Origin of the sequence: Nocardioides sp. NPDC127514 (assembly GCF_040302125.1) — a bacterium.
GTDB lineage: Bacteria > Actinomycetota > Actinomycetes > Propionibacteriales > Nocardioidaceae > Nocardioides.
On sequence record NZ_JBEORF010000042.1, the window covers coordinates 12141 to 34143 of the forward strand.

At 69.4% G+C, this 22003-nt stretch carries 25 protein-coding genes; 13 read left to right on the forward strand and 12 right to left on the reverse strand.

Going from position 1 to position 22003, the window contains the following annotated elements; translation table 11 throughout:
- Positions 1-66 precede the first annotated feature (66 nt).
- From ABTX24_RS26960 to ABTX24_RS26970, 3 genes are read left to right on the forward strand one after another with little or no spacing between them, the layout of a single operon-like run.
- Positions 67-522 carry a nitroreductase/quinone reductase family protein gene (locus ABTX24_RS26960; protein WP_350844042.1) on the forward strand — a complete coding sequence of 152 codons (456 nt, stop codon included), beginning with the start codon at positions 67-69 and terminating at the stop codon, positions 520-522.
- Entirely contained in the window at positions 519-1481 is a 963-nt protein-coding gene (locus tag ABTX24_RS26965; RefSeq protein ID WP_350844044.1) for an ATP-binding cassette domain-containing protein, read from the forward strand. The genes ABTX24_RS26960 and ABTX24_RS26965 overlap by 4 nt, the downstream gene beginning before the upstream one ends.
- Entirely contained in the window at positions 1478-2278 is an 801-nt protein-coding gene (locus ABTX24_RS26970; protein ID WP_350844046.1) for an ABC transporter permease, read from the forward strand. Before ABTX24_RS26965 ends, ABTX24_RS26970 begins: the two co-directional genes overlap by 4 nt.
- 62 nt (positions 2279-2340) lie before the next feature.
- Here the strand turns inward: ABTX24_RS26970 and ABTX24_RS26975 are convergent, their stop codons facing one another.
- Positions 2341-2817, reverse strand: coding sequence for an aromatic ring-opening dioxygenase LigA (locus ABTX24_RS26975; protein ID WP_350844048.1), 477 nt, complete (start codon positions 2815-2817; stop codon positions 2341-2343).
- A gap of 173 nt (positions 2818-2990) precedes the next feature.
- Here ABTX24_RS26975 and ABTX24_RS26980 point away from each other — a divergent pair, with 173 nt between their 5' ends.
- Positions 2991-3461 carry a DUF6069 family protein gene (locus ABTX24_RS26980; protein ID WP_160024777.1) on the forward strand — a complete coding sequence of 157 codons (471 nt, stop codon included), beginning with the start codon at positions 2991-2993 and terminating at the stop codon, positions 3459-3461.
- Between the two features lie 14 nt (positions 3462-3475).
- On the opposite strand, the gene ABTX24_RS26985 is transcribed toward ABTX24_RS26980, so the two are convergent.
- Positions 3476-4156, reverse strand: a complete 681-nt coding sequence (locus tag ABTX24_RS26985; protein ID WP_350844050.1) for a class I SAM-dependent methyltransferase — start codon at positions 4154-4156, stop codon at positions 3476-3478.
- A 77-nt stretch (positions 4157-4233) separates the two neighbouring features.
- Between ABTX24_RS26985 and ABTX24_RS26990 the strand changes: the two genes are divergently transcribed.
- Entirely contained in the window at positions 4234-4716 is a 483-nt protein-coding gene (locus ABTX24_RS26990; RefSeq protein WP_350844052.1) for a hypothetical protein, read from the forward strand.
- A gap of 56 nt (positions 4717-4772) precedes the next feature.
- On the opposite strand, the gene ABTX24_RS26995 is transcribed toward ABTX24_RS26990, so the two are convergent.
- From ABTX24_RS26995 to ABTX24_RS27010, 4 genes are all read right to left on the reverse strand, one after another.
- The gene (locus tag ABTX24_RS26995) at positions 4773-5723 is read right to left on the reverse strand and encodes a hypothetical protein (protein WP_350844054.1); all 951 of its coding nucleotides are present in this window, start codon (positions 5721-5723) and stop codon (positions 4773-4775) included.
- Between the two features lie 110 nt (positions 5724-5833).
- Complete coding sequence (locus ABTX24_RS27000; protein ID WP_350844056.1) at positions 5834-6622, reverse strand: class I SAM-dependent methyltransferase; 789 nt, start codon at positions 6620-6622, stop codon at positions 5834-5836.
- A 197-nt stretch (positions 6623-6819) separates the two neighbouring features.
- Positions 6820-10065 carry an isoleucine--tRNA ligase gene (ileS, locus tag ABTX24_RS27005; RefSeq protein WP_350844058.1) on the reverse strand — a complete coding sequence of 1082 codons (3246 nt, stop codon included), beginning with the start codon at positions 10063-10065 and terminating at the stop codon, positions 6820-6822.
- 242 nt (positions 10066-10307) lie between these two features.
- Complete coding sequence (locus ABTX24_RS27010; protein WP_350844060.1) at positions 10308-10598, reverse strand: GNAT family N-acetyltransferase; 291 nt, start codon at positions 10596-10598, stop codon at positions 10308-10310.
- Positions 10599-10812: 214 nt separating this feature from the next.
- On the opposite strand from ABTX24_RS27010, the gene ABTX24_RS27015 reads away from it, so the two are divergent.
- The 4 genes from ABTX24_RS27015 to ABTX24_RS27030 all read left to right on the forward strand — a co-directional run bounded on the left by ABTX24_RS27015 (position 10813) and on the right by ABTX24_RS27030 (position 14659).
- Positions 10813-11583, forward strand: coding sequence for an enoyl-CoA hydratase/isomerase family protein (locus ABTX24_RS27015; protein ID WP_350844062.1), 771 nt, complete (start codon positions 10813-10815; stop codon positions 11581-11583).
- Positions 11584-11624: 41 nt separating this feature from the next.
- Positions 11625-12194 carry a DinB family protein gene (locus tag ABTX24_RS27020; RefSeq protein ID WP_160024784.1) on the forward strand — a complete coding sequence of 190 codons (570 nt, stop codon included), beginning with the start codon at positions 11625-11627 and terminating at the stop codon, positions 12192-12194.
- A gap of 90 nt (positions 12195-12284) precedes the next feature.
- Entirely contained in the window at positions 12285-14465 is a 2181-nt protein-coding gene (locus ABTX24_RS27025; protein WP_350844064.1) for a carbon starvation CstA family protein, read from the forward strand.
- Positions 14462-14659 carry a YbdD/YjiX family protein gene (locus tag ABTX24_RS27030; RefSeq protein ID WP_350720724.1) on the forward strand — a complete coding sequence of 66 codons (198 nt, stop codon included), beginning with the start codon at positions 14462-14464 and terminating at the stop codon, positions 14657-14659. The genes ABTX24_RS27025 and ABTX24_RS27030 overlap by 4 nt, the downstream gene beginning before the upstream one ends.
- A gap of 4 nt (positions 14660-14663) precedes the next feature.
- On the opposite strand, the gene ABTX24_RS27035 is transcribed toward ABTX24_RS27030, so the two are convergent.
- Positions 14664-14954, reverse strand: a complete 291-nt coding sequence (locus tag ABTX24_RS27035) for a hypothetical protein (protein ID WP_350844066.1) — start codon at positions 14952-14954, stop codon at positions 14664-14666.
- Positions 14955-15022: 68 nt separating this feature from the next.
- On the opposite strand from ABTX24_RS27035, the gene dapD reads away from it, so the two are divergent.
- Both dapD and ABTX24_RS27045 read left to right on the forward strand, forming a co-directional pair.
- Entirely contained in the window at positions 15023-15952 is a 930-nt protein-coding gene (dapD, locus tag ABTX24_RS27040; protein WP_350844068.1) for a 2,3,4,5-tetrahydropyridine-2,6-dicarboxylate N-succinyltransferase, read from the forward strand.
- A gap of 26 nt (positions 15953-15978) precedes the next feature.
- Entirely contained in the window at positions 15979-16827 is an 849-nt protein-coding gene (locus tag ABTX24_RS27045; protein WP_350844070.1) for a hypothetical protein, read from the forward strand.
- Between the two features lie 123 nt (positions 16828-16950).
- On the opposite strand, the gene ABTX24_RS27050 is transcribed toward ABTX24_RS27045, so the two are convergent.
- From ABTX24_RS27050 to fdxA, 3 genes are read right to left on the reverse strand one after another with little or no spacing between them, the layout of a single operon-like run.
- Entirely contained in the window at positions 16951-17982 is a 1032-nt protein-coding gene (locus tag ABTX24_RS27050; protein ID WP_350844072.1) for a VldE C-terminal domain-containing protein, read from the reverse strand.
- A gap of 37 nt (positions 17983-18019) precedes the next feature.
- On the reverse strand, positions 18020-19126 hold the full coding sequence (gene dapC / locus ABTX24_RS27055; RefSeq protein ID WP_350720716.1) for a succinyldiaminopimelate transaminase: 1107 nt from the start codon (positions 19124-19126) through the stop codon (positions 18020-18022).
- The gene (gene fdxA, locus ABTX24_RS27060; RefSeq protein ID WP_008358813.1) at positions 19126-19449 is read right to left on the reverse strand and encodes a ferredoxin; all 324 of its coding nucleotides are present in this window, start codon (positions 19447-19449) and stop codon (positions 19126-19128) included. The genes dapC and fdxA overlap by 1 nt, the downstream gene beginning before the upstream one ends.
- Before the next feature lie 79 nt (positions 19450-19528).
- Here fdxA and ABTX24_RS27065 point away from each other — a divergent pair, with 79 nt between their 5' ends.
- Together ABTX24_RS27065 and ABTX24_RS27070 are read left to right on the forward strand one after the other, a co-directional pair.
- Positions 19529-20419 (forward strand): GNAT family N-acetyltransferase, encoded by an 891-nt coding sequence (locus tag ABTX24_RS27065; protein ID WP_350844074.1) that lies wholly within the window; start codon positions 19529-19531, stop codon positions 20417-20419.
- 57 nt (positions 20420-20476) lie between these two features.
- On the forward strand, positions 20477-20635 hold the full coding sequence (locus ABTX24_RS27070) for a hypothetical protein (RefSeq protein WP_160024790.1): 159 nt from the start codon (positions 20477-20479) through the stop codon (positions 20633-20635).
- Between the two features lie 60 nt (positions 20636-20695).
- Here the strand turns inward: ABTX24_RS27070 and ABTX24_RS27075 are convergent, their stop codons facing one another.
- Together ABTX24_RS27075 and ABTX24_RS27080 are read right to left on the reverse strand one after the other, a co-directional pair.
- On the reverse strand, positions 20696-21085 hold the full coding sequence (locus ABTX24_RS27075; RefSeq protein WP_350844076.1) for a VOC family protein: 390 nt from the start codon (positions 21083-21085) through the stop codon (positions 20696-20698).
- Between the two features lie 20 nt (positions 21086-21105).
- Entirely contained in the window at positions 21106-21936 is an 831-nt protein-coding gene (locus ABTX24_RS27080) for an esterase/lipase family protein (protein WP_350844078.1), read from the reverse strand.
- Positions 21937-22003 lie beyond the last annotated feature (67 nt).

Below are 22003 nucleotides of genomic sequence, written 5' to 3' on the forward strand. Positions count from 1 at the left end.
ACGGAACACATGCTACAGTCACTCCGTTGACATCTTCGTACAACGTACGAAATTGGAGGAACGTGTATGCCGAACGACGCGAAGCCGGTCCCGCCGCGCTGGCTCAAGCCGATGAACAAGGTCTTCATGACCCTGTCGAAGACCGGGCTCGGGATGAAGGAGCTGCCGGTGCTCACCGTGCCTGGCCGCGCGAGCGGCAAGCCCCGCAGCACTCCGCTCTCGGTCCTGGACCTGGACGGACACCGCTATCTGCTCGAGGGATTTCCGGGAGCCGACTGGGCCCGCAACGTACGTGCCGCCGGCGGCCGAGCCACTCTCCGGATCGGCAAGGCCACCGAGGAGGTGCATCTTGTGGAGGTGGAGCGCGAGGAGGCGCTGACCGTGCTCTGCGCCTGGCCGGAGCGGATGACGGACGGCGCGAAGATCATGCTCGACGCCGGTGTGGTCACGGCGGTGACGCCGGAGGCGTTCGAGGCGGTCGCCGGCCGCTGCGGCGTGTTCCGGATCGAGGTGGGCCGATGACCTCGACTCCCCTGTCCGCGCGCGGCGTGCGCAAGCGCTACCGCGACACCCAGGCGCTCGACGGCCTCGACCTCGAGGTCGCCGCCGGCACCGTGCACGCACTCCTGGGGCCCAACGGCGCCGGCAAGTCGACCGCGGTGAACGTCTTCGCGACCCTGACCCTGCCCGACGCCGGTGAGGTGCGCGTCGGCGGCCACGATGCCGTACGCCACCCCGCCCGGGTCCGCTCCACGATCGGCCTGGTCGGGCAGAGCGCCGCGCTCGACGAGGCACTTCACGGCCGGGAGAACCTGGTGATGTTCGGCCGCCTGCACGGCCTCTCGAAGCCTGATGCCGTACGCCGCGCCGGGGAGCTCCTCGACGCGTTCGGCCTCACCGAGGCCGGCGACCGGAAGGTCTCGGGATACTCCGGCGGGATGCGGCGGCGCCTCGACATCGCCGCCGGCCTGGTCACCCGTCCGCGGATCCTCTTCCTCGACGAGCCGACCACCGGGCTGGACCCGCGCGGCCGTCACGAGGTCTGGGAGATGGTGCGGCAGGTGGTCGCCGACGGGACGACGGTGTTGCTGACCACGCAGTACCTGGACGAGGCCGACCAGCTCGCCGGCATGGTCACCGTGCTCGGCGCGGGCCGGGTGATCGCCGAGGGCACCCCGTCGGCGCTCAAGAGCGACCTGGGCGGCGACCGGGTGATCATCACCGCGACCGGCCCGGACGACCTCGCCCGGATGGCCGGCGTCCTCGGCTCCGCCGCCGTCGTCGATCCCGACCGGCACGAGGTCACCGTCGAGGCGGGCGCGGCCGGCGGCGGTGCCGCGGTCGTGGAGGTCGTACGCACTCTCGACTCCGCCGGCATCACGGTCGACGACGTGCTGCTGCGCCGACCGACCCTGGACGAGGTGTTCCTCCACCTGACCGCCCCCGGCCACGTACCCGATCCTGAAGGAGCCGCCCGATGACCGCCATCGCCTCCACCCTGCGACAGACCGCGACCCAGACCTGGGTGATCACGCTCCGCGACCTCAAGCACTGGCAGCGCGAGCCGTGGGGACCGGTCTTCGGGATCCTGTTCGCGATCATGATGCTGCTGATCTTCGGCTACCTGTTCGGCGGCGCGATCGAGATGCCGGGCGGCGGGTCGTACCTGCCCTATCTGCTGCCCGGAGTGCTCGCGCTGACGATGATGTTCGGCATCGACGGCACCATGGCCGTGGTCACCGAGGACACCAAGCGCGGGGTCACCAACCGGTTCCGGTCACTGCCGATGAGCGGTCTCGCGGTGCCGCTGGGGCGGGCGATCGCCGACCTGGGCAACTCCGCGGTCCAGCTGGGCGTCCTCATGCTCGGCGGGCTGCTCATCGGGTGGCGGATCGAGGGCACCTTCCTCGAGGCGGTCGCCGCGGTCGGGCTCCTGCTCTGGCTGCGGCTGGCGATGCTGTGGCTGGGCATCTTCCTCGGCCTGACCCTGCGGATGGAGGGTGCGCTGACGATGGTGCAGGTGCTGGTGTGGCCGCTGGGGTTCTGCTCGAGCCTGTTCGTCTCGCCCGAGACGATGCCCGGATGGCTCGGCTTCCTGGCCGCCTGGAACCCGGTCTCGGCGACCGCCACCGCCTGCCGCGACCTCTTCGGCAACCCGACCGGGATCACCTCCGGCGTGCTCGCCGACCACGCCACCCTGTTGGCGCTCGCCTGGCCGGCCGTCCTGCTGGCGATCTTCGTCCCGCTCTCCGTCCGCGCGTTCCGGCGCCTGGGCTGAGAACGGGAGAACGGGCCCGGGAAGGCGATGCCTTCCCGGGCCCGTTGGCGAATGGGTGGGGGTCAGGCGGTGGCTGGTTCGAGGCCGTCGGTCTCGTCCGTGGCCTTCTCCTTCACCGGCGCGAAGGCCCGGGTCAGCGACCCGAGTGCGAAGGCGACGAAGAGCAGGACGACGCCCAGGCCCGCGACCAGCGCCGAGAGGCCGAAGGCGGTGACTGCGGTCAGCAGGGAGGCGCGTACGAACGACGACTCCGCCGCGACCGCGCGGATCGGGTCCTCCTGGTCCAGCTCGGCGTACGTCTTGCCCTTGGTGATCCCGAGGGCGTGCTTCTCGACGGTGGCCGCCTGGGCGTAGGCCGAGAACGGGCCGTCGACGTTGTCTCCGGCGAGGAAGGAGGCGTCGTCGGCGACGGTGATCTCCTGCGCCTTCAGCTGGGTGTGGGCCATGTAGTAGGTGGCAGCGCCACTGGCGATGAACAGGAGGCCGAACAGCCCGATCAGGGGGCTCAGCAGCTTCGCGATCCGAGGTTTGCGGGTCATGCCGACCAAGGCTCACTTGGTTTACGTTTGAATCATAGACATGACGGGTGTGATCTTCGTCGTGCAGAACTTTTTTCGCGGAACCTGTCGGATCGGTGTCGAGCCGTTCGTGGAGTGAGTGAGAAGCGGCCGTACGGACCGCGACACACCACCACCGGACGAGAGGCACCATCATGAGCACCAGCACCTACACCCAGGCCACGACCACCTCCCGCGGTCAGTTCGCTGCGCGGATGCCGGTCTGGCTCGTCAGCGTCACCGCCGTCCTCGTCGGCGCCCTGGTCACCGGCGTCTACGAGTTCATCGCCCGCGCGGTCGGCGTGCCGTTCAACGTCGCACTGCCCGGCACCGGAGTCGATCCCGCCGCGATCCCCGCGACCGGACTCGCTTGGGCCGTCGCCGAACTCGGCCTGATCGGCATCCTCATCGCCGTCTGCCTGGCCCGCTTCGCCAAGCGTCCGCGCTCGACCTGGAAGCGCACCGCCTGGACCCTGACCGCGCTCTCGCTGGTGCCCAGCCTGGTCGCCGTCACCGACTCCTACGCCACCAACATCATGCTGGTGATCTCCCACCTCATCGCCGCGGTCGTGATCGTCCCCGTCATCGCCGCCCGGCTGGCGGAGCGCAACCCGCGCCGCGCCTGAGGTGTCCGCGGACGTCAGCCCGGTGGTCGGCGAGCGATGATCAGCTCGCCGACGCCGGGCATCGGCGTCGTCTCGACCATGAACCCGGCGTTGGCCAGGTCGGCGAAGAGCGCCGGCCTGGGATGGGTTCGGTAGTACATGACGAACTTCGGCCGCCACACCGCGTTGCGCACCCGCATCACCAGGTCGAAGCCGGAGAGCAGCCAGTACGCCGGGTGGGTCGGCCCCGGCGCCCGACTGACCGGCAGCGCGAACACACCGCCCGGCCGCAGCGCCCGATGGATGCCGTCGAAGAGCTCCGGCCGCTCCTCCGGCAGGAAGTGCCCCAGCGCCCCGAAGCTCACCACCAGGTCGTACGCATCCTCGAACGGCAACGCGCGAGCATCCGCCCGCACCAGGTCCGCGTCGGGGTGCGCTACCCTGGCCTGCTCGAGCATCCCCACGCTGAAGTCGACCCCTGTCGGCCGCTCCGTGGTCGCCTCCGCGAGCATCTCCAGCCCCGCCCCGGTGCCGGTGCACACGTCGAGCCCTCGCTCGAACGGCCCGTACTCCCGCAGCGCGGTGATCGTCGCGGCCAGCATCCAGTCCGGCGTCCGGAACGGCGTCGCGTCGAACTTGGGCGCCAGCAGGTCGTAGCCGCGCTCCACCGACGACAACGCCTGGATCGCCAGCTCACGAAACGTCGGCCCCTGCATACCCCGACCGTAGCGTCCGGACGGTCTGAGTGTCCGAACTCATGCGAGCCCGCGCCCGGTTGCCGGACACTGGTGGCGTGACCCCGACCCAGCGAGCCTTCACCTTCGCGTCCTACTGGATCATCGGCGTCGTCGTCTTCGCCGTGCTCCTGGCGCCGTACGAACTCACCTGGCGCGCTCACGCGGACCTTCCTGCCACTCTCACCACCGCACCGGGCGCAGGATCGGAATCGCTCGGCTGGGTGGTCTACGCGGTCGTCACCGTCGCCATCCCGCTCGTCGGCGGCACCATCGGCGGTCGAGTGGTCGCGACGCTCTCCTCCGGCGCACCCAGCTCAGCCGGCACCCAGCTGGCCGCGTACGCGGGTGGTGCAACCGTGTCGATCTGCGCCGGATGGGTGACTCTGATCGCCAGCACCCTGACCTTCTCCGCCATCCCGCCCGCGACGACTCTGGCAGATGCGACCTACGCCTTCCTCGTCTGGACCGCCTACTCAGCGGTCGCCCTCGCAGTAGCGAAGTCCGCAGCCCGGCGCAACGCCGGGCTCGCAACGGCGTGAGCCGTGTCTCGCTTGAGCCTTAGGAGGCTCAGTCACAGCACGTGTGCCTGAGCCTCCTAAGGTTTCCGCGCTATCAGGCAGGCGTCGTCGCACGCCGTCGGCGACCCCGTCCAGCCGCGCGAAGCCAGGACCTTCGCGATACCCAGTGCGGTCCGGCACGACGTTTCGAAGACCTGGTGCCAGCGCAGTCGCGCGGTGACAGTGCCGGTGGTGGCGAGGTCGTCGAGCACCCGATCGGCATCGCGGGCCTGGTCGCGCCAGGTGTCATGACCCAGCGCTCCGTCGAGCTCGACGACCAGGCCGTACGCCGCATACTCCACGTCTCGGAACTGATTGCCCTCGGGCGTCGCTCGCACCGTCTGTCGCTCGGAGCGTGGCAGCGCGTGGGCGCGCTCGATCTTGGTGAGATAGCCGTGCTCGAGCACGGAGTTCGTACCGGACTCCAGGTCATCGATGATCTTGGCGATCCAGGCGCGGCGGCGCAGGGACGGGAACCGACTCAACGCCGCGCGGAGCGAGTCGGCGGTGACATAGGCACGCCCAGTGACATCGGCGAGACTGGCGATCGCGTCGATCTCCGAGCGGGCGTCATGCGCCATCGCCAGCGCATTGTCCTCCAGCTTCAGGCGAGGCGGGACACCGCCGTGGGCATGGGTCTCGAGGTTGGTGAGGCGGTGGATCACGATGCCGGGTTGAGGCGCGACCCTCCGGGTCTGGTCGATGGCGACATGGATCGGGTCGGGCACCACCCCGGGCACCATCGGCCGCTCCGTGCGGGGTGCCTCGACACTCGGGCCGCACACGTAGGCCGGGGCCGCGTACAGGACGGCCGCCCAGGCGCGCTGGTGCCAGGTGAGCGGCCCGGTGTGATCGACGTACACCCGCGGATGCACGCGCACGATCTCCTTGCGCCGCTGCATCCTGATCATGTCAGCGCGCGTCAGCCCACCGGCCGCGAGCTGCGCATGGCTGAGCACGCCATCCTGCTGACGTCGGTGCGCCTCCATCAGTCGCACCGCATGCTCTCGATCCCATGCCGCCTTCTGCTCACCGCCAGGTTCCGAGATGTCCACGTCACAGTCATCGCACGCGACGACCCAGAACGGGAGACACCTTCCTAAGGTCGTCGTCCGGTGCCGAGGAGATGGTTCGAGAGATCCTGAACACCCTTCTGCCCACCTACTGCACGCGCCATGGTCAGCGCGGCCCGGTGGAGTTCTTCATCGACCTCGGTCATCTGTTCCAACGCCAAGCCCGCAGGCCCCTCGACGCCCACCACCTCGACCTCCAGCAACCCCGTATCGCTCAACTCCGCTGACAGTTCGGCACTGGTGTGGAAATGCCCGCCCGGGAACCGTCCTCCTGCAGGCGGAGCTCCATGCTCGATCAGGTCTTCCCATCCTCGCGGCACTCCGGCCCCACCGGACAACGCGGCGAGCCTTGCCAGTCTCGGGATCGCCGCGCCGAAGATCCACCCACCCGACCGCACCACCCTGATCGCCTCGCGCAGCACCCGCAGCCGTTCCTCACGGTCGGCAAGGTGGTAGAGCGGACCGAGGAGCAGCGCCACGTCCAGACTGCTGTCCTCAAAGGGCAGATCCCGCGCGTCGCCGACCAGAGCCTCGAAAGTGCCGAACGACCGAGCTCGATCGACCTGCTCGACGACCGGGTCCAGAAGCGTGACCTGGTGCCCAGCATCCGCAAGCGCCGCGGCATGGACCCCGGTCGCGCCGCCGATATCTGCGATCCGTGATCCCGCTGGGATCCGCTCGGCTATGAGTTCCTGCGTACGTTCGAACTCCAGGACCCCTTGGGCCGACCTGCTGGTCAGCCGGGCTCCCTCGTCCCAGTCGAGGCCTCCGTAATAGGCCCGGATCTGCCGATCGATCTCCTCCTGGCTGGCCACGATCGCACCGTACCGGCAGTCAGCTCCAACGCGAGCGAACCGTAGGAGGGTGAGTCACAGCCAGCGTGACTCACCCTCCTAAGCTTCAGCAATGCTGGACGGATCTCGACCCGCTTCGCGGGTTCGCAGGCTCACCCGCTGCGCTCGCTCGATCTCTTCGCGTTGCGACCCTGCTCCTTCGTCGCAGGGTCGCAGGCTCAGACCTTGGTGACCGCGATCTGGGCCTTTTCGCCGTCGCCCAGGTCGACCGGGTTGCCCTCGAGCGAGTCGACCACGTCGTACGTCGTGGCGAGGGTCTCGCGGGAGATGAGGTCGGCGTGGGTAGTGGCTGCCTGGCGTACGGTCTCGGAGCCGGTCACCGAGAGGGTGATGCGGTCCTCGACGTTGAGGCCGGAGTCCTTGCGGGCCTGCTGGACCGCTCGGATCAGGTCGCGGGCGAGACCCTCGGCGGCGAGCTCGGGGGTGACGACCGTGTCCAGGACGATGAAACCGCTGGGCAGCATCGAGACGGCGATGTCGTCGGAGGCGGCACCGGCGACGGTCTCCAGGGTGTACTCACCCTCGACCAGCGCCAGGCCACCGGCGACGACCTCGCCGGACTCGGAGACCGACCAGTCGCCGGACTTGGAGCCCTTGATGGCCTTCTGGACGTCCTTGCCCAGCCGCGGACCGGCGGCGCGGGCGTTGACGGCGAGCCGCTGCTCGATGCCGTAGGTGCCGGCCTCCTCCGAGTCGGCGGCGAGCAGCCGTACGGACTTGACGTTGACCTCGTCGGCGACGATCTCCTCGAAGCCCGCGATGTCGGCACCGACGACCGTCAGGCCACCGAGCGGCAGGCGGTTGCGGAGCTTGCGCGCCTTGCGCAGGGCGGAGGTCGAGGAGCAGACCGTGCGCACCGCGTCCATCCGGGCGACGAGATCGGCGTCGGCCGGCAGGTCCTCGACGACCGGGTAGTCGGCCAGGTGCACCGAGCGGCCACCGGTCAGACCGCGCCAGATCTCCTCGGTGGTCAGCGGCAGCAGCGGGGCGACCAGGCGGGTCACCGTCTCCAGCACCGTGTAGAGGGTGTCGAAGGCGGCCTTGTCCTCGTTCCAGAACCGCTCCCGGCTCCGTCGGATGTACCAGTTCGTGAGCACGTCGATGAACCGCTGGGTCGCCTCGCAGGCCTCGGCGACGTAGTAGTCGTCCATCGCCGAGGTCATCTCGCCGACGTAGTCGCGCAGCTTGGCCAGGACGTAACGGTCCAGCGGGTCCTCGGACGCCGTCGAGCCGGTGGTCTCCAGGCCGGCCGCGTTGGCGTAGAGCTGGAAGAAGTACCAGCTGTTCCACAGCGGGATCATCACCTGGCGTACGGAATCCCGGATGCCCTGCTCGGTGACGACCAGGTTGCCGCCGCGAAGGATGGGCGAGGACATCAGGAACCAGCGCATCGCGTCGGCGCCGTCGCGGTCGAAGACCTCGTTGACGTCCGGGTAGTTGCGAAGCGACTTGGACATCTTCTGCCCGTCCGAGCCCAGCACGATGCCGTGGCTGATGCAGCTCGAGAACGCCGGGCGGTCGAAGAGCGCGGTCGCCAGGATGTGCAGGGTGTAGAACCAGCCGCGGGTCTGACCGATGTATTCGACGATGAAGTCGCCCGGGAAGTGGTGCTGGAACCACTCCTCGTTCTCGAACGGGACGTGGTTCTGGGCGAACGACATCGACCCGGAGTCGAACCAGACGTCGAGGACGTCGGAGACCCGGCGCATCATCGACTTGCCCGTCGGGTCGTCCGGGTTGGGACGGACCAGGTCGTCGACGTACGGACGGTGCAGGTCGGGATTGCCCTCGGCGTCCTTGGGAAGAGTGCCGAAGTCGCGCTCCAGCTCCGCGAACGAGCCGTAGACGTCCAGGCGCGGGTAGGCCGGGTCGTCGGACTTCCACACCGGCACCGGCGAGCCCCAGAAGCGGTTGCGGGTGATCGACCAGTCGCGGGCGTTCTCCAGCCACTTGCCGAACTGGCCGTCCTGGATGTGCTCGGGCACCCAGCGGATCTGCTGGTTGAGCTCGAGCATCCGGTCCTTGATCTTGGTGACCTCGACGAACCAGCTCGAGACGCCCTTGTAGATCAGCGGCTGACGGCAGCGCCAGCAGTGCGGGTAGGAGTGGTTGTAGGACTCGCGGCGCAACAGGATCGTGCCCGCGGTCACCGATCCCCCGGCCTCGCCGCGGGTGACCGCCTTGAGGTGGTCGATGATCTGCAGGTTGGCGTCGAAGACCTGGACACCGGCGTAGTCGACCACCGGCGCGGTGAAGCGCCCGTCCTTGCCGACAGGCATGACCGCCTCGATGTTCTCGCGGTCGGTCACCTCCTTGTCGACCTCACCGAACGCACCGGCGGTGTGGACGACCCCGGTGCCGTCCGTGGTGGTGACGGCGTCGTCGGCGGCCACGATCCGGAAGGCGTTCTGGTGACCGGCGTAGTAGGAGAACGGCGGCTGGTAGGTGCGGCCGAGCAGCTCGGCGCCCTTGTATCGTCCGAGGATCGTCGGCTCGTCGGCGTCGCCCTCCTTATCGGGCAGAGCGAGCTCCTTCTGGTACGCCGCGAGGCGAGCCTCCGCGAGGAGGTACTTGGCCGTCTTGTCGGTGCCCGGGACCGGGCCCTCGACCACGACGTAGTCGATCTCGGAGCCGACCATGACGGCGAGGTTGGACGGCAGGGTCCAGGGCGTGGTGGTCCAGATCAGGATGTGGGCGTTGTCGAGGACCTCGTCCTCACCGGTGGCATCGAGCGCGTAGCCGACGGTGACCGCCGGGTCCTGGCGGTCCTTGTAGACGTCGTCGTCCATCCGCAGCTCGTGGTTGGACAGCGGGGTCTCGTCCTGCCAGCAGTAGGGCAGGACGCGGAAGCCCTCGTAGACCAGGCCCTTGTCGTAGAGCGTCTTGAAGGCCCAGATCACCGACTCCATGTAGTCGGGGTTGAGCGTCTTGTAGTCGTGGTCGAAGTCCACCCAGCGCGCCTGGCGCGTGACGTAGTCGCGCCACTCGCCGGTGTACTTCAGCACCGAGGCGCGGCTGGCCGCGTTGAACTTGTCGATGCCCATCTCGACGATCTCGTCGGTCGTCTTCAGGCCGAGCTGGCGCATCGCCTCGAGCTCGGCGGGCAGGCCGTGCGTGTCCCACCCGAAGCGCCGCTCGACGCGCTTGCCGCGCATCGTCTGGTAGCGCGGGACGATGTCCTTCACGTACCCCGTCAGCAGGTGGCCGTAGTGCGGCAGGCCGTTGGCGAACGGCGGGCCGTCGTAGAAGACGAACTCGTTCTCGCCGTTCTCGCCGGCGTCACGGTTGTCGATGCTCGCCTGGAAGGTCCCGTCCTTCTTCCAGTAATCGAGAATCTGCGTCTCGATCTCCGGGAAGCGTGGGCTGGCCGGGACTGTGGCTGAGTTGACCTTCGGATAGGCCATCGACGCATCTCCTGCTGGGTGGTAGTGGGTTTGTCTTCACCACAGGGACGATCTTTCGACCGCGGTACCACCCTGCTTGTCCTGCCGGACCACTTCGTTACGGCTGTGACGGGCCACTCCCGCCGGGTTCTACTTGCCTTCGATCTACCTGGAGGCTTTCTTCCCGGGGCTCGCCGCTGATGACGGCTCGAACGCCTGTAAGGAAGAGAGTACGCCGCCCGGCGCCCGCCGCGCGAACCCGATTACACCGCGCGCCACATCCGCACGTGCGGACCGATCTCCGGGTCGTCCCACGGCTCGCCGATCTCGACGAACCCGGCCCTCTTGTAGAACGGCACCGCCGGCGTACGCGCGTTGCACCAGACCAGCCCACCGCCTCTGGCCGCGACATGGTCCAGCGCCGCCCGCAGCACCTCGGCCCCGACGCCCTTGCCGCGCCACCCGTCCGCCGTCGCCATCCCCCGGATCCGCCACCCCTTCCCGGGGTGTTCGGCGAGGTCAGGGCATGCTTCCGGGAAGAGCCCCCGACGCACCCGATCAGACTCCCGTCCATGTCCACCGCCGCGTACGTAGCGACCTCGGGACCGTCGTCCCCCGGCACTCTCGCCGCCTCCGGCGGCCCTCCGTTGCGCAACACCTTCGCCCGCAACGGATACGTCTCCTCAACCGCCACCCGGCGCACCGTGATCACATCGCGACCATATCGGTGTGCGGACACCTCGTCGGGGCACCTGGCAGGATGCGCGCATGAGCCTGATTCGCTACGAGTACGCCGACGGTTGCGCGCGCATCACGATGACCAACCCGGACCGGGGAAACGTCTTCACGCCCGAGGCGGGCGCGGAGATGCTGGCGGCGATCCTGCGCGCGAAGGCAGACTCGGCGCGGGTGATCGTGCTGGCGGCGGAGGGGAAGTACTTCTCCGTCGGGGGTGACCTGGCCGGGTTTGCCGCCGCCGACGACCTGGGACCGTTCATCCTCGAGCTCGCCGAGGGCGCCAACCGGATCATCACCGAGCTCGTCCGCTGCGACGCGATCGTGGTCAGCGCCGTCCAGGGCACCGCTGCGGGGGTCGGCTTCCCGCTGGCGGCGGCCGCCGACATCGTGATCGCCGCCGGCAGGGCGAAGTTCAGCCTCGCCTACGCCAAGGTCGGGCTGTCGGTCGACGGCGGCGGGTCGCTCCTCGTGCACACCCTGGGCCTGCACCGGGTGCTCCGGCTGACCCTGCTGGGCGACATGCTCAGCGCGACCGAGGCGCTCGAGGCCGGCCTGGTCGCCCGCGTCGTACCGGCCGAGGAGCTCGCCGCCGCGGTCGACGAGGTCGTCGCGACCCTCCTCGCCGGCTCCCCCGAGGCGCTGGCGAGCACCAAGCACCTGATCCGCGACGTCGCCGACCCCAACCCCGAGTCGGGGCTGCGCCGCGAGGCGCAGTCGATCTCCGCGCTCGGTGGCTCGACCTCCGGCCGCGAGGGCATCAACGCGTTCCTGGAGAAGCGGCCGCCCAGCTTCACCGGCTGAAATCATTGGCCGAAAGGCGCTCGTTCCGCGAGGGTGAGCCCATGAGCAGTGATCAGCGACAGGTGGGCTTCGACGGAATCTGGCTTCCCGAGGGCGAGGATCCACGCCACCAGGACCAGCAGGCCGTCGGCGAGCTGGCGACGTACCGGGACTACCTGCGCCACTACCGGCTCACCCTCGAGCTCAAGTGCCAGGACCTCGGTCCGGAGGACCTGGTCAAGCAGAGCGTGCCGCCGAGCGACCTGAGCCTGCTCGGGCTGATCCGGCACATGGCGCGGGTCGAGCACGGCTGGTTCGAGCGCGTACTCAAGGAGAACCTCGAGCTCCCCCGCCTCGACGCCGACGACCCCACCGGTGGGTTCCACAAGGTGGAGCCGACCCAGGAGTCGGTCGACGAGGCGTTCGCGAGCTGGCGTGAGCAGGTCGCGGCGGCCGACGAGTGGCTCGACTCGATCGACGACACGATGCTCGGCGAGACCCGAGACCTCGGCCGCGGCGACGAGTCGACCAGCATCCGCGACATCCTGGTCCACATGATCGAGGAGTACGCCCGCCACGCAGGTCACGCCGACCTGCTGCGCGAGGTCATCGACGGGCGTACCGGGCAGTAGCCCCTCCCCCGCCCACCAGGCGGTTTCCTGAGACTAGGCTGAGACAGCGGTCACAACGACCGTTACCGCGCGCTGAATCAGAGGGAGACCATGTCGACGTCGACCGCCAACCCCACCAGCCCGGGCCCACGGACCGGGCCCAACGTGAAGTCTGTTGTCATCTGGACCGCCGTCGCTGTCGTCGGCGCCGTCTGCTGGGCCGTGCTCGCCCTGTCCCGAGGCGAGGAGGTCTCGGCGCTGTGGATCCTGTTCGCCGCGCTGGCCTCGTACGCGATCGCCTACCGGTTCTACTCGAAGTTCATCGCCAACAAGGTGCTGAAGGTCGATGACACCCGGGCCACCCCGGCCGAGCGGCTGGAGAACGGGCAGGACTTCGACGTCACCGACCGGCGCGTGCTCTTCGGGCATCACTTCGCCGCGATCGCCGGCGCCGGCCCGCTGGTCGGCCCGGTGCTGGCCGCGCAGATGGGTTACCTGCCGGGCACGATCTGGATCATCGTCGGCGTCATCTTCGCCGGTGCCGTGCAGGACATGGTCGTGATGTTCTTCTCGATGCGCCGCGACGGCAAGAGCCTCGGTCAGATGGTGCGCGAGGAGGTCGGCACCGTCGCCGGCGTGGCCGCGCTGATCGCCGTCTTCGCGATCATGATCATCATCCTGGCAGTGCTCGCGCTGGTCGTCGTCAATGCGCTCGCGGAGTCGCCGTGGGGTGTCTTCTCGATCGGCCTCACCATCCCGATCGCGCTCTTCATGGGCTTCTACCTGCGCTACCTGCGTCCCGGCCGCGTCAGCGAGGTGACCGTCATCGGCGTCGCGCTGCTGCTGCTGGCCATCATCGGTGGCGGGTACGTCGAGGAGATGGGCCTGGCAAACGCCCTCACCCTCTCCCACGAGACGCTGGTGATCTGCCTGGTCGTCTACGGTTTCATCGCCTCGATCCTCCCGGTGTGGATGCTGCTGACCCCGCGTGACTACCTCTCCACCTTCATGAAGGTGGGCGTCATCGTGCTGCTGGCCGTCGGCCTGATCCTCGCCGCTCCGGTGCTGCAGAACGAGGCCGTCACCGACTTCGCCACCAACGGCGAGGGTCCGGTCTTCGCCGGCAAGCTGTTCCCGTTCGTCTTCATCACCATCGCCTGCGGCGCCCTCTCCGGCTTCCACGCGCTCATCTCGTCCGGCACCACGCCGAAGATGGTCGCCAAGGAGAGCCACGTCCGGATGATCGGCTACGGCGGCATGCTGATGGAGTCGTTCGTGGCGATCTCGGCACTCATCGCGGCCTCGGTCATCGACCAGGGCATCTACTTCTCGATGAACGCCGCCGCCGGCGCGACCGGCGGCACCCCGGAGACCGCAGCCGCCTTCGTCAACGGGCTCGGCTTCACGATCACCCCGGCCGAGCTCGAGGCAGCCGCGGCCAGCGTGGAGGAGACGATCATCTCCCGCACCGGTGGCGCCCCGACCCTGGCGTTCGGGATGTCGCTGATCTTCAGCGAGGCGTTCGGTGGCGGCCTGGCCGCCTTCTGGTACCACTTCGCGATCATGTTCGAGGCGCTCTTCATCCTGACCGCCGTCGACGCCGGCACCCGCGTAGGCCGGTTCATGCTCCAGGACACGATCGGCAACGTCTGGAAGCGCTACGCCGACACCTCCTGGCGGCCGGCAGCGTGGTCGGCCTCCGCGCTGGTCGTACTGGCCTGGGGCTACATGCTCTGGATCGGCGTCGGTGACCCGCTCGGCGGGATCAACCAGCTGTTCCCGCTCTTCGGCATCGCCAACCAGCTGCTCGCCGCCGTCGCCCTGACCCTGGCCACGGTGCTGATGTTCAAGCACGGTCTGGCCAAGTTCGCCTGGGTGCCCGGCATCCCGCTGGTCTGGGACCTCATCGTCACCATGACGGCGAGCTGGCAGAAGGTGTTCAGCGACAACCCCGCGATCGGCTACTTCGCCCAGGCCTCTGCCGCGCGCGAGGCACGCGACGCCGGTGAGCTCTACGGGGTTGCGAAGACCCCCGAGGACGTCGACCAGATCATCTACAACTCGACCCAGAGCGGCATCCTGCAGGCAGCGTTCGCGCTGCTGGTGATCGTGATCGTCGCCGGTGCCGTGGTGACTGTGGTCAAGTCGATCCGCGCCGGTGGTTCGCTGCCGACCACCGAGGTCCCGAAGGTCGAGTCGAAGATCGTCGCGCCTTCCGACTTCTTCGCCACCAAAGAGGAGAAGGAAGCCGTACGCGAGTGGGAGGCGTCCCAGAAGACGCCGGTCTCATGAGCCTGCTCACCGAGCGTGTCTCCGATCGCTTCTCCGGCGCCTGGCGGCTGCTCCGCCAGGCGACCGGGGAGGCGAAGTGGGACGAGTACGTCGCCCGGTGCGAGCGCGAGGGCGTCGAGCCGATGACCCGGCGCGCGTTCGAGCGCCACCGGGCCGACGAGAAGGAGCACAACCCGCAGGCCCGCTGCTGCTAGCGGACTAGCGGGGGCTGTCGTCGGCGAAGGCGGCGTCGAGCCAGGCGTACACCTGCGAGTCACCTCGGGTGACGAGCAGGACCACCTGCTTCTCGGCGTCGCTCACCGGCTTGCCGTTGATCCAGCTGCGGACGATGTCGGAGGCGGCGCGGCGGACGACCTCCACACCCTTCGCCATCGCCCACTCCGGCGCCGGGTGCCCCTTGCTGGTCGCCACCCCCGGGATCTCCAGGGTCCAGGTGCCGTCGTCGGCCTGGAGGAGCTGGGGCATCGGCGGCGCAGTCTTCTTGCTCACCTCCACATGTTCGCACGTCGAGACCGTCGATAAGGGACCGCTCAGGCTCGGCCACTAGACTGCGCCCCGTGACGAATGCAGCTTGGGGCTTCGGCCTCGTGACGTACGCCGCCGACAACTCTGTGCTCGACGTGTGGTTCCCCGCGCCGCAGCTGGGCGAGAAGCCCGCCGACGCGGCCGCGCCGGCCGAGCTGACCGCGCTCGAGGGCGCCGACGAGGTGCGTCAGGTCACCCAGCGGGTCGCCCTCGTCGAGGTCAAGGACCTCGACACGGCGCCCGAGACCACCGAGGACGTCTGGCTGCGGCTTCACCTCCTCTCCCACCGTCTCGTGCAGCCGCACGGGCAGAACCTCGACGGCATCTTCGGCCTGCTCACCAACGTGGTGTGGACCAGCGCCGGCCCCTGCGCCGTCGAGGGCTTCGAGCTCACCCGCGCCCGGCTGCGCGCCGCGGGCCAGCACGTGACCGTCTACGGCGTGGACAAGTTCCCGCGAATGGTCGACTACGTCGTCCCGAGCGGCATCCGGATCGGTGACGCCGACCGCGTCCGCCTCGGCGCCCACCTGGCCTCCGGCACCACCGTGATGCACGAGGGCTTCGTCAACTTCAACGCCGGCACCCTCGGCGCCTCGATGGTCGAGGGCCGGATCTCCGGCGGTGTCGTCGTCGGCGACGGCTCGGACGTCGGCGGCGGCGCATCGATCATGGGCACCCTCTCCGGTGGCGGCAAGGCCGTCATCTCCATCGGTCAGCGCTGCCTGCTCGGTGCCAACTCCGGTATCGGCATCTCGCTGGGCGACGACGCCGTCGTCGAGGCTGGGTGCTACGTGACGTACGGAACCAAGGTCACGCTCCCCGACGGCACCGTGACGAAGGCCGGCGAGCTCTCCGGCGCCTCCAACATCCTCTTCCGCCGCAACTCCGTCAGCGGCGCCATCGAGGCAGTTCCGTGGAAGGGCGAGGGCATCGAGCTCAACGCCGCCCTCCACGCCAACTGACACTCACCGAAGAGCAGAGTGCCGATTTGAAGAAGCTCCTCACCGCCGTGGTGGTGCTCAGCGTGATCGCCGGCGGCATCTACTGGGTCGTCCAGGCCGCGACGGACAAGCTGGACTCGATCCTGCCCGACCTGCAGCAGTGCACGGCGGTCGCGGGCGAGTACGAGGCGCGCTTCGACCCCGAGCAGATGGGCAACGCCGCCGTGATCACGGCGCTCGGGCTCAAGCGCGGCCTGCCCGCGCGGGCGGCCACGATCGCGATCGCGACCGCGATCCAGGAGTCGAAGCTCTACAACATCAGCCACGGTGACCGGGACTCGCTCGGCCTCTTCCAGCAGCGCCCGTCGATGGGCTGGGGCACCGAGGAGCAGGTTCAGGACCCCGTCTACGCCACCAACAAGTTCTACGACGCGCTGGTGAAGATCGAGGGCTACGAGGACATGGTGGTCACGGAGGCGGCGCAGGAGGTGCAGCGCTCGGCCTACCCCGAGGCGTACGCCGACCACGAGGGCGAGGGCCGCGCGATCGCCTCCGCCATCAGCGGCTACTCGCCCGCCGCGCTGACCTGCCGGATCGACGAGCCCGAGGCCGGCTCCGGTAAGCCCCAAGCGACCAAGACCGAGGTCAACCAGCTGCTCGGCCAGATGGTCGGCCGCGCCCGGGTCGAGGGCAGCACGGTGGTCATCCCCGTCGACGCCGGCGAGACCGGCCAGCGCAACGGCTGGGCCGTCGCCCACTACGTACTCGCCCGGGCCAGCGAGTTCGGCGCCACCTCCATCGCCTACGACGGCCGTACCTGGTCCGCCGGCAAGGACGAGGAGTGGGCCGACACTCCCAAGGTCACCAACGACCAGATCGTCGTCACCCTCGCCTGACCCCACCCGCCGAGGCGTCACCCCGGTCGGCCGAGGCGTCACCCCGGTCGGCCGAGATGGCATCGGGGTGCCCACTCGGCCGACGCGAGCGACCTCTCGGCCGACGTACGTGACGCCTCGGCGTCAGTCGGCTACGTCGACGTGAACGTGGTCGCGGTGCTCGAGGATGGCTTGGTCGCCGCCACGGGGCGGGACCTCGTAGTCGCGCCAGCCGGCGCCGGAGCGGAACTTGGTCCAGATGCGGTCGTCGTAGATGACGGTCTCGATGTCGAGGCGGTCGGCGTTGGCGACGAGGTACTGCGCCAGGGACCAGCCCCTGATGTTGTTGGGGGCGTTGATGGGGCGGAAGAAGTAGTCGACCGCGCGGCCCTCGTAGTGGGCCGAGCCGACCATGTGTCCGGTCGTCACGCCGCCGGGCTGGAAGCCGCCTTCGGGGAGGCCCCCGTAGACATTGCGTACGTCCTCGCGCAGCGCCTCCGCGCGCGAGGTGAGTCCGGCGCCGCTGAGCCTGTCCGGGACCTCCTCGGCACCGCCCTTGACGACGCAGGAGAATGCCTCGGGCGTGTTGCCGGTCAGTGCCGAGGCCAGGGCCCGTGCCTCGGGCTCGGCGTCGCGGTAGCCGTCACGCGAGCCGTCGCTGATCTGCTGGGCGACGCCCGGGACGGACTGCTGGCGATAGTCGGCGACCCCGGAGAGCCGGTCGTAGAGGCCGGCCGCCTTCGCCGGATCCCGCTCGAGCGAGTGGTCGGCGAGCTCGACCGCCAGTACGACGGAGGCCGCGCGGGCGGGGAGGCCGCGGCGTACGGCCTGGGCGGCGATCGCCGAGGCACGTTCGGCCTGCTCGGAGGAGAGGTCGTAGGTCTCGCCCTCGGAGGTGACGGTGCAGGCCTCGCGGGCGAGGACCGGGATGCCGCCGACCCCGACACCAAGGAGCCGCATGCCCGCGAAGACCAGGGCGACGGCGATCACGACGCCGAGGACGATGAGGTGCTTGCGTACCGGCCGCAGCTGTTTGCGGGCTTCCCGCGCCGACTTCCGCAGCGCCTCGCGCGCCGGCTCGGGGAGTCTCGGCCCGTGAGGGCCCGGCGCGGGAGGGCGCGGACCCGGGGGCGGGATGGTCGGCGGGCCCGTCGGGGTCCCCGGCTGTGCGCTCACTCCACCAATCTTCACGTATGGGGCAAACCCCGCCCGGCTACGCCGAGAGGCGGGCGACGGCGGCGTCGACGCGCTCGTCGGTGGCGGTGAAGGCGATGCGTACGTGCTGGCTGCCGGCGCGGCCGTAGAAGACGCCGGGCGCGGCGAGGATGCCGCGCTCGGCGAGCCATTCGACGGTGGCCCAGCAGTCCTCGTCGCGGGTCGACCACAGGTAGAGGGACGCCTCGGAGTGGTCGATGCGGAAGCCGGCCGACTCCAGCGCCGCCTTGAGCTTGGTGCGCCGGGCGGCGTACCGGGCGTGCTGCTCCTTGGCGTGCTGGTCGTCGCCGAGCGCGGTCACCATGGCGGCCTGCTGCGGGCCCGGCATCATCAGGCCGAGGTTCTTGCGGACCGCAAGGAGCTCGCCGAGGACCGAGGCGTCACCGGCGACGAAGGCCTCACGGTAGCCCGCGAGGTTGGAGCGCTTGGAGAGCGAGTGGACGGCGAGGATGCCCTCGTAGGAGCCACCACAGACGTCGGGGTGCAGCACCGAGATCGGTTCGACGTCCCAGGCGCACTCGATGTAGCACTCGTCGGAGATCAGCAGCGTGCCGCGCTCGCGCGCCCACTCGACCGTCTTGCGCAGGTGCTCGACCGGGAGCACCCGGCCGCTCGGGTTGGAGGGCGAGTTGATCCACAGGATCTTCGGCGCCTTCGGGCCCAGCGCGACCAGCGAGTCGGTGGCCACGGTGTCGGCGCCGACGAGAGCCGCGGAGACCTCGTAGGTCGGGTAGGCGAGCTCCGGGTAGGCGATCAGGTCACCCTGCCCGACGCCGAGGTGCAGCGGCAGTGAGCCGATCAGTTCCTTGGAGCCGATCACCGGCAGCACGTTGTCCAGCCCGAGGCCGTCGACGCCGTGGTTGCGGGCGAGCCAGTCGATCGCGGCCTGACGCACCGCGGGCGTGCCGATCGTGGTCGGGTAGCCCGGCGAGTCCGCCGCCGCGGCCAGGGCCTTCTGCACCACGACGGGAGTCGGGTCGACCGGAGTCCCGATCGAGAGGTCTACCAGCCCGTCAGCGTGCGCGGACGCCTTCTCCTTGAACGGAGCGAGCTTGTCCCAGGGGAAGTCAGGCAGCCGCTGCGAGACCGGGATCGAGGCCGGCATCAGTCCTGGTTCTGCGGGGGCAGCGCGGCGACGAACGGGTGGTCCTTGTCGATCTCACCCATGCGGGCGGCACCACCGGGCGAACCGAGGTCGTCGAAGAACTTGACGTTGGCGTCGTAGTACTCCTTCCACTCCTCCGGGGTGTCGTCCTCGTAGAAGATCGCCTCGGGCGGGCACACCGGCTCGCAGGCGCCGCAGTCGACACACTCGTCGGGGTGGATGTAGAGCATCCGCTTGCCTTCGTAGATGCAGTCCACCGGACATTCGTCGACGCAAGCCTTGTCCTTCACGTCAACACAGGGCTGGGCGATGACGTACGTCATTCGGGGCTCCTCCAAGCGGGGTATCACGAAAGTCAGAGGGGCGCGACTGGCCCTTCAGGGAACAGCCTAGTATCCCCACGTGCCTGCTCATCTCCTGGGACCACATGTCGTCGGCAAGCGGATCGTCATCCGCCGCCTCGTGCCCGGCGAGACCGGCCCCACCGGCGGCCCCGCCTTCACCGACATCCTCGGGATCTGTACGTCCTGGGCCGACGGGATCGCGGTCATCGAGCGCGAGTCCGGGGAGCAGGTGAGCGTGCCCGTCGCCGAGATCGTCTCCGGCAAACCGGTGCCACCGCGGCCGAACGTACGCCTGCGGATCGGGGTGCGCGAGGCCGAGCTGCTCAGCGCCGCGATCTTCCCGGGCACCACCTCGGAGCCGTTGGGCGAGTGGGTGCTCTTCGACCACGAGGTCTCGGTCCGCCGGCGGCCCAACTCGGCGCTGGCGATCGGCGACCCCGGTGTCGACCTGGATGCGGCGATCGATCGAGTCGAGAGCTTCTACCGGGCCCGCCACAAGCGACCCAGGGTGAAGATCGAGGTCGGCTCCGCGGCCGAGGAGGCCGTGCTCGCGCGCGGCTGGGTCGAGGACGTGACCGTCGAGTTCCAGCTCGCTGGGCTCGCCGCAACCCGGCGACTGCTGCCGCCACCCGTCGAGGACGCCCACGTCGAGACCGTGGGCGAGAGCGGCGCGCAGGTGCTGATCACCCTCGGCGACACCGCCCGGATCATGGGCACGATGGAACGCGACTGGCTGGCCATCCACGACCTCGAGGTCGCCGAGGCACACCGCCGCCAGGGCCTCGCCGGCAAAGCCCTCGCCACCCTGCTCGAATGGGGCGCCGAACGCGGTGCCCGCGCCGCCTGGCTGCACGTCGAGACCACCAACGCCCCCGGCCTCGCCCTCTACGAGGGCCTCGGCTTCACCGAGCACCACCGCTGCCGCTACTACGCCTCGCCCACGCCCTGACAGGCCTGTCGAACCAACTCAGTCGCTCCACAGCTCCAGCCGTTCTAGAGTGGCGGCGTGGAGAGCGCAAAGGCTGAGACCACGAGCGAGAAACGGTCAAACCAGCGGACTGTGGGCGGACTGCGCGTAAGCGTCCCTGATGACGCATTCGACCCGCTTCCCGAGAGTGAGATCGTCCTCTGGGAAGGCTCACTCGACGAGGACGAGACGCTCTGACAAGAGCGGTGCGACGATCGGGCGCTCACACAGCCGGCATCTGCGTGGCGGCAGTGACCACTAGCCGGACAACAGGTCCCACAAGTTCCCGAACGGGTCCCTGAAGACCTGGAGGGTGCCGTAGGGCTCCTCGCGCACCGGCCCGACGAGCTCGATCCCGGCAGCGACCAGCTTCTCGTACGCCACCCCGAAGTCGTCCACGCGGAGGAAGAACGTGACCCGGCCACCGGTCTGGTCACCGACCCTCGCAACCTGCGCCGGACCGTCGGCCCGGGCGAGCAGGAAGCCGGTGCCGCCGCCGGGTGGGCGGACGACCACCCATCGCTTCGGGCAGCCGTCATTCGTCGTCGCGGGGGCGTCCTCGGTCACTTCGAAGCCGAGGACGTCGCGGAAGAAGTCCACCGCCTCGTCGTAGTCGGGCACGACGATCGTGACCAGGTCCAGGTGCATGGGTGAACGGTACGGCGCGGTCAGCAGGTCTTCAGGCCCGGGGATGCGGGGCCTTCGTGGGTGAGGGCGTCGAGGGTGAGGGCGATGGCGGAGGTGCTCATCGGGATGAGCAGGTGGTCGGAGAGGTCGAGGGCACAGGCGTCCTGGATGCGTACGTTGGTGGTGTTCGGGCCCTCGGCGAGAAAGCCGGAGGTGTGAGGCACGACCACCTCGTCGGTGGCGGTGACGATCTGGGTGTAGGAGATGTCGCCCGGGGTCTCGTCGCCGGCGTTCAGGTCGACGAGGAACGGCGAGCCTGCCGCCTGTTGGGCACACGACTGGCACAGACCGGTGGCTCCGATCGCGGTCCCGTCCATGACGATGGTCGTGCCGTGGTTGGAGGGGGCGAGGCCGACGAGGTCCTCGACGTAGGCGGCGCCACCGAGGTTCTTGATGTAGTAGCGCGGCATCATCCCGCCCTGGGAGTGACCTACGAGGGACACCTTGTCGGCGTCGGTGACCTCGCGTACGCGCTCGATGAACTCACCCAGGTGAGCGGCCGAGTCCCGGATGTCGCCGGTCGCGCGGTTGCCGTAGTCGAACGAGTAGACGCAGAACCCGGCCCGCTTCACGGCCAGCGAGATCGGGTCCAGCAGCGAGCGGCGGTCACCGAAGGTGCCGTGCACCAGGATCACCGGCGTCGGGCGCGCTGCCGACGGCGCGCACGCCCAGTCGTTGGACCCGGCAGGGTCTCCGTAGGGCGACCCCGGCAGCGGGATCGCGGTCGGGCTCGGCCCCGCAGCAGCGGCAGGCGGGGCCGGGACGAGAACGAGCGCGACAGCAGCGAGAAGACTCAGCAGGAACGGGCGCATGACCGCTTCAACGAACGGCTGTGATCCGCGTCACGGCCAGGAAACGCGTTGGCGGACGGCCTGTGGC